This window comes from Rubrobacter tropicus (assembly GCF_011492945.1).
GTDB classification, from domain to species: domain Bacteria; phylum Actinomycetota; class Rubrobacteria; order Rubrobacterales; family Rubrobacteraceae; genus Rubrobacter_D; species Rubrobacter_D tropicus.
Map to the genome: position 1 here is coordinate 1,907,232 of NZ_CP045119.1, position 13,488 is coordinate 1,920,719.

The window sequence follows — 13,488 nt, forward strand, 5'->3', positions numbered from 1 at the left end:
GCGGCGTATCGCTGTCGCAAGGATGACGGGAAACGTGCCGGCGAGCGGCTGCTAGGTGGCGTCCGTGTGGGCGAAGAGGACCTGCCAAGTGTAGGCTGTCGCGGGTATGGGTGAACTGCTCGCCACGTTCCGCAACCGGGACTTCGCCTTGCTGTGGTCCGGGGGCCTGATCTCCATGACGGGCGACTGGATGCTCCTGGTGGCCCTGCCCATCTACGTCTACCGGGCCACGGGCTCGGCGCTCGCGACCGGCGCCATGTTCGCCGCCGGGCTCCTGCCGAACGTGCTCCTCGGGTCTGTGGCTGGGGTGTTCGTGGATCGCTGGGACCGCAAAAAGACGATGGTCGCCGCCAACGCGCTCATGGCCCTTTCGATTCTGCCCCTCCTCCTCGTGCCCTCCACGGGGTGGCTGTGGCTTGTCTACGCGGTCGCCTTCGCCCAGTCCTGCTTCGGCGCCTTCAACGAGCCCGCCGAGAACTCGCTGCTGCCCCTCCTCGTGGAGGAGGGGCGCCTGGTGACCGCGAATTCCCTGAACGTCACGAACAACAACCTCGCCCGCCTCGTGGGCCCCGCCCTGGCGGGCCTGGTGGTTGGCCGGTTCGGACTCGCGGGCGTGGTGGTCGCCGACGTCGCCTCCTACCTCGCCGCCGCCGCGCTCGTCTCCCTGATCTCCGCCCCGGCCTCGCCGGACCGGGTCGGAGAAGCCACGCCGCCGAAACCTTCCGGCGGCGTGGCGGCGCCCTTTCTGGCCGTCTGGCGCGAGTGGGCGGAGGGGCTGCGCCTGATGGCCACCGGGCGGGTGGTCCTGACCGTATTGTTGGTGGGGGCGGTCACCGGCCTCGGGGAGGGGGTCTTCGCCGCGCTGTTCCCGCCGTTCGTGGGGGTGGCGCTGGGCGGCGGCGCGCTGGAGCTGGGGTGGCTGATGAGCGCCCAGGCGGTGGGCGGGCTGCTCGGCGGCGTCGCGGTCGGCTCCCTGGCCGGGAGGCTCCCGCCGCGGCTGCTGCTGGGGCTGGGCGCCCTGCTGCTCGGCCTGGGCGACCTAGCCATCTTCCTCTACCCGTCGTTCGTCGGGGGCATCGCCCCCGGGCTGGCTCTGTTCGTGCTGGTGGGCGTCCCGGCTACGGCCGCGTTCGCGGGGCTGCAAACCCTCCTGCAGACCTCCACCGAGGACCGCTACCGGGGCCGCGCCTTCGGCGCGCTCGCGACCACCCAGGCGCTCCTCATGCTGGCGGGGACGCTGCTCGGCGGCGCGCTTGGGGACGCGGTGGGCATCGTCCCGGTGCTCGTGGTGCAGGGGGTCGCCTATGTCGCCACCGGGACCCTCGTGCTCGTCTTGCTCCCGCGCGACGGAAAGCGTCCGGCCCGAGGAGGCGTCTGATCCCGCCGCCTCCGTGCCCCTAGTCCCTCTCGGGCTCGTACCGTCCTCCGCGAAACCGCAAAGCCCCCTCGCCGCCGCGGCGGCAAGGGGCCGCGGGGTTGATGGGTCGGTCCGTGCCCCTGTCAGAAAACGGGCACGAATTCGGCGCCGCGGAATCCGGCCGCGCGGGCGGCATCCGCTTCCCGAAAAGCGGTGTCAGAAAACGGTCGTCTATTGACATGGGCTTCGGTAGCCTCTAATGATGCCCGTGACAATCGGTAAGGGGCGGTCCAGACTAGACCATAAGCCCCGTTACGCCCGCTTGCCGTGAGGGTGGCAGAAGGTCGACGTGTGGCAGGGGCAAAAGTCGGTTGAGGGACGGTACTCGGGTCCGTGTCGTGTGCCGCAAACCGGCGAGTCCGAGCAGCCGTCAACTTCGCGCCGAGGGTTTTCGGGAAAAGGGCCCAACCTGGCGAAGGCCGAAAGTTTGGCCAGGTCGTGTGAGTGCTTTTTGTGTTCCGAGGTCGGCCGTCACGGGGCAAGCGCCCCCCAGCACCACCGAGACCATGTGCCGTTCTCGGCCGAAAGTTCGCGAAGGGCCGGCCTCGGGGTAGGAAACACGAAACCCTTCCGGTTCGAGCGCACGCGCCGGCAGAGCCCGGCGCTGGGCCACAAAACACCCGCACGGGTCGCCGCCGGCCCGCGCGGCGTCATCACCCGACCCGGAGCATTCGCCGACGCGCCGCGGCGGGATGGGCGTCGGTGGATCCCCGACGGTGCACGGGGCGCGGTTCCGGATGTGCACATAGAACGCCCCGACCGGTGTTCCGCTTGGGTCGGCGACGATTACGGTCGGCGCAGTCCCGCGACGAGCAGCTCGACCATGCGGCGGGCGTCGTAGCGGGGGTCGTTGTCGGCGCCGACGCAGAGGTTGCCGACGCCGCGCATCAGCCCGTAGGCGTCCGTGTCGGGGCGGATCTCGCCGGCCTCGGCGGCGGCGTCGAGCAGCCGGGCGCAGACGGGCACGAGGCGGTCGAGGAAGTAGGCGTGCAGGGCGTCGAAGCCGGCGTTGTCGGGTTGCAGCGCGGCGGCCAGCCCATGCTTCGTGACCAGGAAATCGACGAAGAGGTCGACCCACCGACGGAGCGCGGCGTGCGGCGAGCCGCTAGTAGCCAGCAGCTCGGGACCGGCCTCGGCGCAGGCCTCGACCTGGTGGCGGTAGACGGCGACTATGAGGTCCGCCCGCGTCGGGAAGTGGCGGTAGATCGTCCCCACCCCGACGCCGGCCTCGGCCGCGATCTCACGCACCGGCGCCTCGACGCCGGACCTGACGAATACCTCGGCGGCGGCGTCGAGCAACGCCCGCTCGTTGCGCCGCGCGTCGGCCCGCTTGGGCCGGACCGCTTCCCCCGCTCGCCCGTCGATGTCCGTCACCGCACCGTTCCCTCCACCGCCAAGCTTGACAAACGGAACGTGGTTCCGTATATTACCGGAGCTGCGTTCCGCTTGCCCACTGTACCAGAGAGGGGGTCCGGCGACCAGACGCTGCGGTCGGGCACCCATCTCACAACGGAGGATCACTATGCAGGACAAACCCGTCGCCCTGGTCACCGGGGCCAACAAAGGGATCGGTCTTCGGATCGCGAAGGACCTCGCGGCGCACGGCCTCACCGTGCTCGTCGGGTCGCGCGAGCTCGAAAATGGTGAGGCGGCCGCGAAGAGCGTTGCGGAGGATGCCCGCGCCGTCCGGCTCGACGTAACGGATCGGGCCTCGATCGCCGCCGCGGCAGAGCGCATCCGGAGCGAGTTCGGCCGCCTCGACGTGCTCGTGAACAACGCGGGCATCTCGCATGCGGGAAAGCCGGGCAGGCCGCTCGAGGAGCTCGCGGCGTCGAACATCCCGAGTGTCGCGTCGCTCGACGAGGTCCGCGCGGTCTTCGAGACGAACGTGTTCGGCGTCATCGCCGTCACCCAAGCGATGCTGCCGCTCCTCCGCGAAGCGCCGGCGGGGCGCATCGTCAACCTGGGGAGTGATTCCGGCTCGCTGACGCTGAACTCGGACCCGAGCTTTCCGCATCGCGCGGTGTTCGGCGTCGCCTACAGCCCGTCGAAGACGGCCTTGCACGCGATCACGCTGGCCTTCGCCATCGAACTCGAGCCGACGGGCATCAAGGTGAACGCCGCGTCCCCGGGCTTCACCTCGACGGACCTCAACAACTTCGCGGGCACGCGCACGGTCGAACAGGGCGCGCGCGAAGCCGTCCGCCTCGCGCTCATCGGCGCGGAAGGACCAACCGGCACGTTATCGGACGAGGACGGCCCGCTCCCGTGGTGATGTAGTCTCGAGCGAGTCAACGAAGGATCCGTGCCGCGACCCTCCAAGCCGAAGGTGGCGTCCGGAAGTTCTGCGAGCCCGTAGCGACGTCGATAAGCGCACGCCGCGTGCGCCCGCGTCGATCGCCGATGGTCGGCCAAGACCGGAGGCGGACCTCAAGAAAGGGAGATCGTTCCATGAGCGACACAACCGTATCGGCTATAGATATACCCGTCAGCGCGCCCACCCCCGTCGTCTCCGTCAGCCCGGTGGTGCTGCCGGCTCCGGGTCGGCCCGTGGACCTGCAGGTGCGGGTTTCCGCGCCCGCGACCGGGAGCGGGCTGCCGATCATCCTCCTCTCGCACGGCCACGGGTTCTCGAACCACCTTTCCTCGTTGAACGGCTACGGCCCGCTCGCTAACTTCTGGGCCGCTCACGGCTTCGTCGTGATCCAGCCCACCCACCTGGACTCGAAGACGCTCGGCGACGATCCGAGCCTCGATCCGAACGGCCCCGAGGGGCCCCTGTTCTGGAGGTCGCGGGCCGAGGACATGAAGCGCGTCCTCGACCGGCTCGACGCCATCGAGGCCGCCGTTCCTGAGCTCGGCGGGCGCCTCGACCGGGCCCGGGTCGCCGTGGCCGGGCATTCGATGGGCGGGCACACGGCGAGCATGCTCTTGGGCATGCGGGTCACCGATCCCAACGACGGAACGGAAGTGGATATGGCCGAGCCCCGGATCAAGGCGGGCGTGCTGCTCGCGGCGGTCGGCAACGGCAACGGCGGTGCCGACCTCAGCGCGTTCGCCGCCGAGCATTACCCGTTCCTGGCGAACAACAGCTTCGCCGAGATGACGACGCCGGCCCTCGTGGTCGCGGGCGACAAGGACGCCTCCGCCCACCTGACGGTTCGGGGCGCGGAGTGGCACGCCGACCCGTACTCCCTGAGTCCGGGCCCCAAGTGCCTGCTTACTTTGTATGGGGCAGAGCACGGGCTCGGCGGGGTTTCCGGGTACGACGCGGCCGAGACGACGGACGAGAACCCCGGGCGGGTCGCCGCGGTCCAACGGCTCACCTGGGCCTACCTTCGCACCGAGCTCTACCCCGAAGACCGCGCCTGGGACGCGGCGCGCGCCGCGTTGACGGACGCGCCCAAGCCGCTGGGTCGGGTCAAATGCAAATGAAGCCCTGAGGGACGCAGGGTCGGGGGGCTCCGTCAATTTGGGCCCCCGTGCGGCTTCGGCCGTTTCGCCCATCTCCGCCACCCTCGCGGCACGCGGGTGCAACGGGGTTTGGCTCGTTGCTCACTTGTACTATGTCCCCGGTCTTGTTGTTCCTGACCACGTAGCTGCCGTCGGAGCGGTAATAAGCCGTTGCAGGATCGTCCATACGACCGCCCCCAGGGAGATGCCTGGTGTCCCTCGTAGAGATTGTACGAGCGGGGTTAGTGATAGTGTCCTCGACCTCCGTATCGGTCCACCCTCGTTTGCCCATTTGTCGCTGGATCTTGGACCCTATCCATATGTCGTCCGCGACGCGTCCCGCGTCCCTGGCTTCGTCGGCGAACTTCATAATCCTGCCGGCCTTGCCGGCGCCGCCGAGGGGGTTGATCGAGCCGGTGACGGCGTCGTAGCCCACGGTCCTGGTAAAGTCGACCCAGTCTATGCCGCCCTTGTCGGCGCGGTGGGTGAGGTAGTACTCGCCAGCCGAGAACGTCGCGCTCTGGGCCGCGTTCTTGAGCAGGTAGACGGCTCCGGCCAGGCAGATCGGGCAGTCGCCGTTGGGGTCGGGGTATGCGAGAGGGTTGTCGTAGCCGTAGACGTAGGGGTTGAGGGTCTCGGGCATGGTGGCGAAGCCCTTCACCGGATCCTCGCTCGCGAAGCGGCCGGTGCCCGCATCGTACATCCTGGCTTTCAGGTCGTAGAGTCCGCTCGTCGAGTCCAGCGGGGTGCCGCTGGGGTAGGCGACCTTGGTCGGCTTCCCGAGGGCATCGTAGGTGTAGTCGGTCTGCGCGCCGGCCCGGTCGGTCACCGAGACGAGGCGGTTCGCCGCGTCGTAGCCGTAGAGAACCTTGGTGCCGTCGGGGTAGGGGAAAGACGTGCGGTTGGAAGACTACGCCCCGAGGAGACTCCGGCCCGAATCGTCGCAGCAGGCACTTTTTCCCTATCACGAGGCTTGGGGATGAACTTCTCGTAGAGACCATTGCGAATTTCGCCTTGTAGCCCTTCTCGGCAAGTGGCGGCGGGGAACATGGCGGCCGACCGTCCAGACTAGCCTCAACTCAACATACGGAAGAACGAACTTGACCGGCGTTTTGTAATCTGCCTAACATGCCCCCCGCGCCTAACCTAGCCCATTTGGGCTAGAGCTCAGAAGTCACAGCCGAGGGACGAAGCTGGAGGAGGGAACGTGGTGATGGAGCGAACAAGTGTAAGTTGGGCCCCCAAGAGTCCGCTGCGGGCCGGACTCTTCCTCCTACTGGGATTAGGGCTGAGCGTGCTGGCGCTGTATGTGGGGCATGCGGCGGCCCTGACCTCTGGTCCGGCCTCGTTTCTGGGTCCATCAGAGGCGCAAGCCTCTCCTTCACGCTACGACATCAAGTACCGGCACTACACCACCAGGGGCACGGTCTATACCCGCTGGGGTTACCACAGGGCGAGTTCGGGCAAAGGTTTCGGTTACAGGCACATCGTGGGAGGCAACCACGGTTGGTACCCCGGTCTCATAACCACGACCATAAACCGGGGTAAAAGGGCCCCGGAGTACGAGTACTTCTCGTCCCACAGAGCGCGCGTTTACTGGTACAGGTCCGGCAATGTTAGGTACCGCTTCAGGGTCATCTATAGTCTCTCGCGCGAGGACACACCGAGCGGCGGACGCAAGGGCGTGATCACCGCTTTCCATGACAGGGCGGTTCAAGACCCGCTCCCGTGTTCGGCGCCCTCAGGGCGGCCGACGGGGGAATCGGGAAAGACCGTCGAAGCCCGCTGTTGATCTCGGAAACACTCTGGCGGCGTAAGGGCTTGGGCGCCGGACCTCCGGCACCCAAGCCCTACCCGTGGCATGATAGGCTATCAGTCTTATGGTGACGCGCGAGGACGAGCATTACTTGGAGAGTGCGCGAGAGACGTTGGACTTCTTGCGCCATCGGCTCTCTGACAAGGAACGTCAGCGGGGGCTCTCGGACGGTCGGTACCGCATAGAAGTAGACAGCGTAAAACTCGAGGATCGCGACGACGGGAAAGCCATCGTCGTCATGTTCAGAGCCGAAGAACGCCCCGGTTGCCTGTTCGGTTTCGAGATGGACGCCGTCGAGCCGCTGGAAGAGGACAACCCCGACGATGACCGCCGCGTGTTCTCGGACCCTCGAGAGTGGGGTGCCGTGGTGCTGACCAACTTGGACGAGACGCTCTCCGCTATCAACCTCGGGCTACCCGAGGACTGTGCCCGGCAAGCCGTAAACTGGGTCTAACGTAGCAGCGTCGACTTCACGGGACCGCAAGAGTCCAGGCTCGGCTTGAACTACGGCTAAGGCTCGTCCTCGGAAGTTCCGCTAATAAAGATGCGCGGCATTGAATAGGTATGCGCATTTTGGGGCCTCCAAAGATGCTGGCAGGCTAGGTTCAGGGCCTGAGATCGGGACAGTGTTACGAGATCGCATAAAGATTCAGAGGCGCCGTGGACCCGGCCAGCGCTTTCACCCGACCGGTCATCGATGCTTGTAGGGCTCGTGAGCCTCTGAAGCACAGCATATTTCTGCCAGGCTAGCGGCACGCATACGCCGGGGAAATAATGGCGAGGTCTGCACCCTGAAGCCTAGAACCTGAAGCCTGAAGCCTGTAACCTGATGCCTTCATGGGCTATCTTCCTATAGGCGACCACGGCATCATCGGCAACCTGCACACGGCGGCGCTCGTCGGGACGGACGGGACCATCGACTGGTTGTGCCTGCCTGCCTTCGACTCGCCCAGCGTGTTCTGCTCCATCCTCGACGACGAGAAGGGCGGGCATTTCAGGCTGCGGCCCGTCGAGCACGAGAAGAGCCAGCAACTGTATCTGCCCGACTCCAACGTGCTGCTCACCCGGTTCCTCTCGCGGGAGGGGATGGCCGAGGTGATCGACTTCATGCCCATCATCTCCAAACCGGGGGACCGCTCGCGGCTGGTGCGCCACGTAAGGGCCGTGCGCGGCTCGGCGACTTTCGAGGTGGAGTGCCGCCCGGCCTTCGACTACGCCCGCGGCGGGCACCACCTCTCGACGGGCAAGACGGGGGCCGTCTTCGCCTCTGCCAGCGCGGCGCACACCTCCCTCGGCCTCTCGACCGAGGTGCCGCTTGAAAAGGGGCCGAAGGGTGCGGCGGGGGCCACGTTCAAGCTGGGCGAGGGGGAGCGGGCGACGTTCGTGCTCTCCGAGGTAGAGGAGGGGGAGGGGCCGGGGTACGTGTTCCGGCGGGACGATTTCGAGGAGAGCTTGCACGACACGCTCGCGTACTGGCGGCGTTGGATCTCCGGTAGCACCTACTCGGGCCGCTGGCGGGAGTTCGTCAACCGCTCCGCCCTCGTCCTGAAGCTGATGGTCTACGACCCGACCGGGGCCCTGGTGGCGGCCCCGACGATGGGACTGCCCGAGAGGATCGGCGGCGAGCGCAACTGGGATTACCGGTACGCGTGGCTCAGGGACGCGGCTTTCACGCTCTACGCCCTGATCTCCATAGGCTTCGAGGACGAGGCGAACCGCTTCATGGGCTGGCTCCGCGACCGCTGCTCCGCGGACGAGGACGGGCTCCTCCAGCCCCTCTACGGCATCGACGGCCGCGCGAAGATACAGGAAGAGGAGCTTAACCACCTCTCCGGCTACATGGGCTCGGGACCGGTGCGCCTCGGAAACGCGGCCTACGGCCAGATCCAGCTCGACTTGTACGGGGCGATCCTGGACGCCGCCTACCTCTACAACAAGCACGGCGCCCCGCTCGACTACGACCTCTGGCAGAATCTCCGCCGCATCCTCGACTGGCTCGCCGACAACTGGCGCCTCGAAGACGAGGGCATCTGGGAGGTCCGCGGCGGCCGGCGGCACTTCGTCTCCTCCAAGGTGATGAGCTGGGTCGCCCTGGAGCGGGCCGTCAGGATCTCGCGCCAGCGCGGCCTCCCTGCGGGGAACGGGGGAGAGGGGCGCTGGATCTCCGAGCGCGACAAGATCTACGAGGAAGTCATGGAGAGAGGCTGGAACCCCGATAAGGGCAGCTTCGTCCAGCACTACGGGAGCGACGCCCTGGACGCCTCGCTCCTCCTCATGCCGCTCGTAAAGTTCGTGGGACCCACGGACCCGCGCTGGCTCGCCACCCTCGACCACATCCAGAACGAGCTCACCTACGACACCCTCGTCGACCGCTACCGGACCGACGAGGCGGCGCCCGACGGCCTCGTCGGCGACGAGGGCAGCTTCAGCCTCTGCTCCTTCTGGTTCGTCGAATGCCTGACCCAGGCAGGACGCCTCGACGAGGCCCGCCTCGCCCTGGAGAAGATGTTCTCCTACGCAAACCACCTCGGCCTCTACGCCGAGGAGGTCGGCTCCTCGGGCGAGGCCCTCGGCAACTTCCCCCAGGCCCTGACCCACCTCTCCCTCATAAGCGCGGCCGTCCACCTCGACCGCGCCCTCGGCTAGCACCGTGCTGGTCTACCTGGCCGGCCCGCTCTTCTCCGAAGCCGAGAGGTCTTTCAATGAAGCGCTGGCCGGTAAACTGGAAGACCGGGGTTTCCGTGTCTTCCTCCCCCAACGCGACGGCGTCGAACGGGACAAGGCGCCGTACGACGCGATGCGCCCCGAGGAGCGTCGCCTGGCCATGTTCGAACTAGACGAAACCAAAATAATGGAATCCGACATCTTTCTTTTCGTGCTCGAAGGCCGGGTCCCGGACGAAGGGGCCTGCGTAGAGCTCGGCATCGCCCACGCCCACCGCCGTCTCGAAGGCGCCAGGCGGCTGATCGCCGGTCTCCACACCGACACCCGCGCGACGTTCCTCGGCTCGAAACTAAACCCCATGGTCCGCGTTCCGCTGGACCGGATAGCCGAAGACGAGGCTACTTTGCTGAGGATTCTTGAGGGGCGCCTGGCCGGGCGGGAACCGTAGCCTTGAACGCGAAAAGCTGCCAGGCTTCCGGGTAGAGACCCCGGGCCGTCTGGGTTCTGCCTTCTACGATCCTGGTGCCGAAGGTTTCCGGGGCGCCGCCCGTTACGTCAGGGATCTTCCCTACGGTAGAGACTCCGAAAGGTCCGACTGGAGCCCGGTGCTCTCGGAGGGGCGCGGGACCTGCAGCACGAAACACGCCCCCGCTGGCCGCCCGCGGGCACGACGCCGAGGCAGAACTGCGGATCGGCGTCTACCTCGTGGATGGGACCAACATGCCGGCCGTGGCCGGGATCATCGTGGCATCGTGCAGCAGGGTGAAGACCCGCGGCGGGCATCTACCAGGCCGCCAACGGCGTCTGGCCGTCCACGCGCCGCCCGGCTACCTGCCGGGCTGTCCCGCTAGGGCAGGATCTCGACGTACCCGTCCGTTCCATGCACGCGGATCCGCTGCCCATCCCGGATCAGCCGGGTGGCATGCTCCACCCCCACGACGGCCGGCAAGCCGTACTCCCGTGCGATCACCGCGCCATGGGTCATCAGGCCCCCCACCTCCGTCACCAGGCCCTTGATCGCGACGAACAGGGGCGTCCAGCTGGGGTCCGTGTAGGCGGTGACCAGGATGTCGCCCGCTTCGAGATCGGCCCCCGCCACGTCCAGGATGACGCGGGCCCGCCCCTCGATGGTCCCGGCGGAAACCGGCAAGCCGACCAGCGCGCCGGCCGGCAGATCGTCGCGTCGGTACGCCCCGGCGACGGCCTCGCCATCCGACGTGAGCACCCGGGGCGGCGTGAGCGCCTTATACGAACTGAACGCGTCCTTGCGCTGGCGGATGAGCCGGTCATCCACCTGGTTCGTGCGCACGACGTCCTGGAGCTCCTGGAAGGTTAGGTGGAAGATGTCTTCCTTCTCACGAAGCACGTGGGCCCGCACGAGGCGCCCGGCTTCTTCCAACAAGGCCTGCTTGTAAACAAAGTATCGGCTGACCATGCCGTACTTCGGATACTCCCGGTACCCGCTGAAGGTCCGGACCCGGTCGATCATTTGCTTGGCCTCTTCGGCCTTCCGCTTCCCGTCCGGCAAGGCCCGCAAGCGCTCCAGCAGCTCCCGTTCCTTCTTCCAGGCCTCCTGCCGTCCTTGCTCGAAGCGCCGCGCGCCGGCGCCCGGCTCGAAGTTCTTGACGTTGCTGAGGATGATGGGCACGAGCGTGGTGGGGCGTTCGCTCCAACGCGGCCTCGTGATGTCGATCTCGCCGACGCAGCGCATGCCGTACTTGTCGAGCCAGGCCTGAATGGCGTCTCGCGCTTCCCGCCCGCCTGCGAGCCCGGGCAGCTCGTCCAGGAAGCCCTCGTCCTCGACGTGCCGCAGGAAGGCCACCACGTCCGGACGCGGGCGGATCACGTCCGCGACGTCCAGGAGCGCTAGCCCCATCTCCGACGTGACGTTGTGGGGGACGGACTGCGTAAGCGTGTCGGCCGCGTTCTTCTCGCCCAGCCACGCCTGCAGCTGCTCATTGAGCCACCAGGTTGCCTCCATTCCCGCCATGATCACCCGATGGCTCTGCGGATCGAACAGGAGCCGCCTCAGCTCCTGGATGTCCGCCAGGATGAAGTCGAGGAGCGCCGATCCGGACTTCGTCCGGATGTCGCGCTTCAAGTCGGCGAGGGAGGCCTGGCTGCGCCTGATCAGCTCGGCGACGATGGCCGGATCGGTCTCGATCGGGGCTGGCGCGCCGCCCGCCGGCGCCCCGTCGGGACCCTCGTCCGGGAGCGTCGGGATGAAGTCGCCGCGGTCGAGGATGGTCTGCAGCGCGTCCCCGATCAGCGGATCGGATTTCCCCAGCATCTCCAGGAAGCCTGCGCGGCTCGCAGGCGTTGCGAGGCCCCGGGTGACGTCGACGAACAGCCTCCCGCCGGCCTCGTACATGGGCCGGCCTGCCGTCAGCTGCCACAAGGAGATCCCCAGCGGCTTCATGGGGTCGGTCATCATCTGCTGATGACCGACGGAGACGTAGACGTGGTTCTCCCGGTCGCCGGCCTCAGGGATAGGGAACAGCGTGGTGATCGGCCGGCTCTGGACGATCTGGAACCCATCGTCGACCAGGCACCATTCGATGTCCTGGGGGCGGCCGAAGTGGGCTTCGATCCGCCGGCCCAGCTGCGCCAGCCGCACGACCTGCGCATCCGTCAGCGCTGCCTGCTCCTGCCGCTCCGGCTCGATCGCATGTTCTTGCGTCCCGCCTGCCGGCGAGGCGTGGATGGCAAGCCGCTTGGTGGCGACCGCCCTGGCGACGACCTCGCCGTCCCGCACCTTGTAGACGTCCGCGTTTACCAGGCCGGAGACCAGGGCCTCGCCGAGGCCGAAGCTGCCCTCCACGGAGGCGACCTTCCGGCTGCCCGTGACGGGGTCGGCCGTGAAGAGGATGCCGGCCGCCTGCGGGAAGACCATCTGCTGCACGACCACGGCCATGTGGACCTTCCGGTGGTCCAATCCGTTCCGCAGGCGGTAGGTCACGGCCCGCTCGGTGAAGAGCGAGGCCCAGCACCGGCTGACGTGCTGGAGGATCGCCGCCGGCCCCACGACGTTCAGGTACGTGTCCTGCTGGCCCGCGAAGGATGCCGTCGGCAAGTCCTCTGCCGTCGCACTGGATCGGACGGCGTAGGCGGCTCTCTCGCCGAGCCGGGCGAGCGGGCGGGTAATCGCCGCCGCCAGATCGTCGGGGATGGCGGTCCCTTCGAGGGTCCGGCGGATCTCCGCGCTGAGCGCGCGGATCGCCTCCCGGTCGTCCGGCTTCAGGCGCGACAGCCGATCGAGTCGATCGTCGATCGACGGCGCTTCCGCCATGATCCGCTGGAAGGCGTCCGTCGTCACGCAGAAGCCAGCCGGCACGCGGAGGCCTTTGATCCGCGAAAGCTCCCCCAGATGCGCGCCCTTGCCGCCAACGACCGCGACCTGCGTCCGGTCGACCTCCTGGAAACCCAACACGTAGCAGCTCATCCCTTCCCTCCCTCGTGCGTTCTCTAAAGAACGTCGCAACGTCTCACCGGCCCCCACCCGCTCAAGGAATGGATCCCGAGCGCGTCGCGGCGTAGGTCCCATTCCGGCTCCTCGGCCAGCTCGACCTCGGAGATCAGGTGGCTGGTCGTCGGATCCCACCCGGGGAACTCGATGCCGGCGGCCTTCCGGATCAGATCGCGTCCGCCGTTGCGCCCGACGAGGTATTCCGCCCGCAGCGACGGGCCGTCGGCCAGCTCCACGTCGACGCCGGCTTCGCCCCGCGCACCATCGGGCGCACCGGCCGGCCGACCGGTACCAGCGGCGCGCCGACACGGGCCAGCAGCTCCGCGAAGGCCGGAGGCGCGCACACGCGCCTCCGCGCCGGGTGCCCGCAACCGCACCGCGGGTCCCGCCATCGGTTCGACGTCCCCGCGCGACCCACACGCCGACAACAACACACGCATTTCGTTACTCTAATCTCCGTGGGTTCTGGCCTCGGCCGGCATTATGCGCCACGACCGGGGCTTGAAGCAAGCCCCGGGGCGCTGTATATTGGAAGTGGAAGGGAGTGGGCAGGCCTACTCACAGGGTCCGCGACTCCCTCGTGCAGCGCCGCGGACGGTGTCATAGGTTACGCCCTCGACGAGAACCGATGACTGGCGACTGAGCCCGCGCTTCGCGAATCACGCGGGTCAT

Annotated in this window: 10 protein-coding genes and 1 pseudogene; 6 read left to right on the forward strand and 5 right to left on the reverse strand. The window is 67.7% G+C overall.

Annotation, left to right across the window (positions count from 1 at the left end):
- Positions 1-106: 106 nt before the first annotated feature.
- A complete protein-coding gene (locus GBA63_RS09480; protein ID WP_166175537.1) occupies positions 107-1,378 on the forward strand; it encodes an MFS transporter in 1,272 nt (423 codons plus the stop codon).
- A gap of 825 nt (positions 1,379-2,203) precedes the next feature.
- Here the strand turns inward: GBA63_RS09480 and GBA63_RS09485 are convergent.
- Positions 2,204-2,791: a TetR/AcrR family transcriptional regulator gene (locus tag GBA63_RS09485; RefSeq protein WP_207957172.1), complete on the reverse strand. Its 588-nt coding sequence runs from the start codon at positions 2,789-2,791 to the stop codon at positions 2,204-2,206.
- 148 nt (positions 2,792-2,939) lie between these two features.
- Here GBA63_RS09485 and GBA63_RS09490 point away from each other — a divergent pair, with 148 nt between their 5' ends.
- Both GBA63_RS09490 and GBA63_RS09495 read left to right on the forward strand, forming a co-directional pair.
- Positions 2,940-3,692 (forward strand): SDR family oxidoreductase, encoded by a 753-nt coding sequence (locus tag GBA63_RS09490; protein WP_166175538.1) that lies wholly within the window; start codon positions 2,940-2,942, stop codon positions 3,690-3,692.
- Positions 3,693-3,868: 176 nt separating this feature from the next.
- A complete protein-coding gene (locus GBA63_RS09495; protein ID WP_166175540.1) occupies positions 3,869-4,852 on the forward strand; it encodes an alpha/beta hydrolase family protein in 984 nt (327 codons plus the stop codon).
- Here GBA63_RS09495 and GBA63_RS24325 read toward each other — a convergent pair.
- A complete protein-coding gene (locus tag GBA63_RS24325) occupies positions 4,839-5,699 on the reverse strand; it encodes a colicin E5-related ribonuclease (RefSeq protein WP_207957173.1) in 861 nt (286 codons plus the stop codon). The two genes, GBA63_RS09495 and GBA63_RS24325, sit on opposite strands and share 14 nt — an antisense overlap.
- 1,051 nt (positions 5,700-6,750) lie before the next feature.
- On the opposite strand from GBA63_RS24325, the gene GBA63_RS09505 reads away from it, so the two are divergent.
- The 3 genes from GBA63_RS09505 (at position 6,751) to GBA63_RS09515 (ending at position 9,798) form a co-directional block, all read left to right on the forward strand.
- The gene (locus tag GBA63_RS09505; RefSeq protein ID WP_166175542.1) at positions 6,751-7,140 is read left to right on the forward strand and encodes a hypothetical protein; all 390 of its coding nucleotides are present in this window, start codon (positions 6,751-6,753) and stop codon (positions 7,138-7,140) included.
- 383 nt (positions 7,141-7,523) lie between these two features.
- The gene (locus tag GBA63_RS09510) at positions 7,524-9,332 is read left to right on the forward strand and encodes a glycoside hydrolase family 15 protein (RefSeq protein WP_166175544.1); all 1,809 of its coding nucleotides are present in this window, start codon (positions 7,524-7,526) and stop codon (positions 9,330-9,332) included.
- Positions 9,333-9,336: 4 nt separating this feature from the next.
- Positions 9,337-9,798, forward strand: a complete 462-nt coding sequence (locus GBA63_RS09515) for a nucleoside 2-deoxyribosyltransferase (RefSeq protein WP_166175546.1) — start codon at positions 9,337-9,339, stop codon at positions 9,796-9,798.
- A gap of 399 nt (positions 9,799-10,197) precedes the next feature.
- Here the strand turns inward: GBA63_RS09515 and rph are convergent, their stop codons facing one another.
- The 3 genes and pseudogenes from rph to GBA63_RS24330 form a co-directional block, all read right to left on the reverse strand.
- Entirely contained in the window at positions 10,198-12,792 is a 2,595-nt protein-coding gene (rph, locus tag GBA63_RS09520) for a rifamycin-inactivating phosphotransferase (protein WP_166175548.1), read from the reverse strand.
- 23 nt (positions 12,793-12,815) lie between these two features.
- Entirely contained in the window at positions 12,816-13,052 is a 237-nt protein-coding gene (locus GBA63_RS09525) for a hypothetical protein (protein ID WP_207957174.1), read from the reverse strand.
- 8 nt (positions 13,053-13,060) lie between these two features.
- Positions 13,061-13,256: pseudogene (locus GBA63_RS24330) on the reverse strand (glycosyltransferase); the annotation flags it as partial.
- Between the last annotated feature and the right edge of the window lie 232 nt (positions 13,257-13,488).

Bases quoted from the DNA above. Each gene is read 5' to 3' on its own strand.
- GBA63_RS09495 (WP_166175540.1), top strand. From the start codon at position 3,869: ATGAGCGACACAACCGTATCGGCTATAGATATACCCGTCAGCGCGCCC.
- GBA63_RS09480 (WP_166175537.1), top strand. From the start codon at position 107: ATGGGTGAACTGCTCGCCACGTTCCGCAACCGGGACTTCGCCTTGCTG.
- GBA63_RS09510 (WP_166175544.1), top strand. From the start codon at position 7,524: ATGGGCTATCTTCCTATAGGCGACCACGGCATCATCGGCAACCTGCAC.
- rph (WP_166175548.1), bottom strand. From the start codon at position 12,792: ATGAGCTGCTACGTGTTGGGTTTCCAGGAGGTCGACCGGACGCAGGTC.
- GBA63_RS09490 (WP_166175538.1), top strand. From the start codon at position 2,940: ATGCAGGACAAACCCGTCGCCCTGGTCACCGGGGCCAACAAAGGGATC.
- GBA63_RS09505 (WP_166175542.1), top strand. From the start codon at position 6,751: ATGGTGACGCGCGAGGACGAGCATTACTTGGAGAGTGCGCGAGAGACG.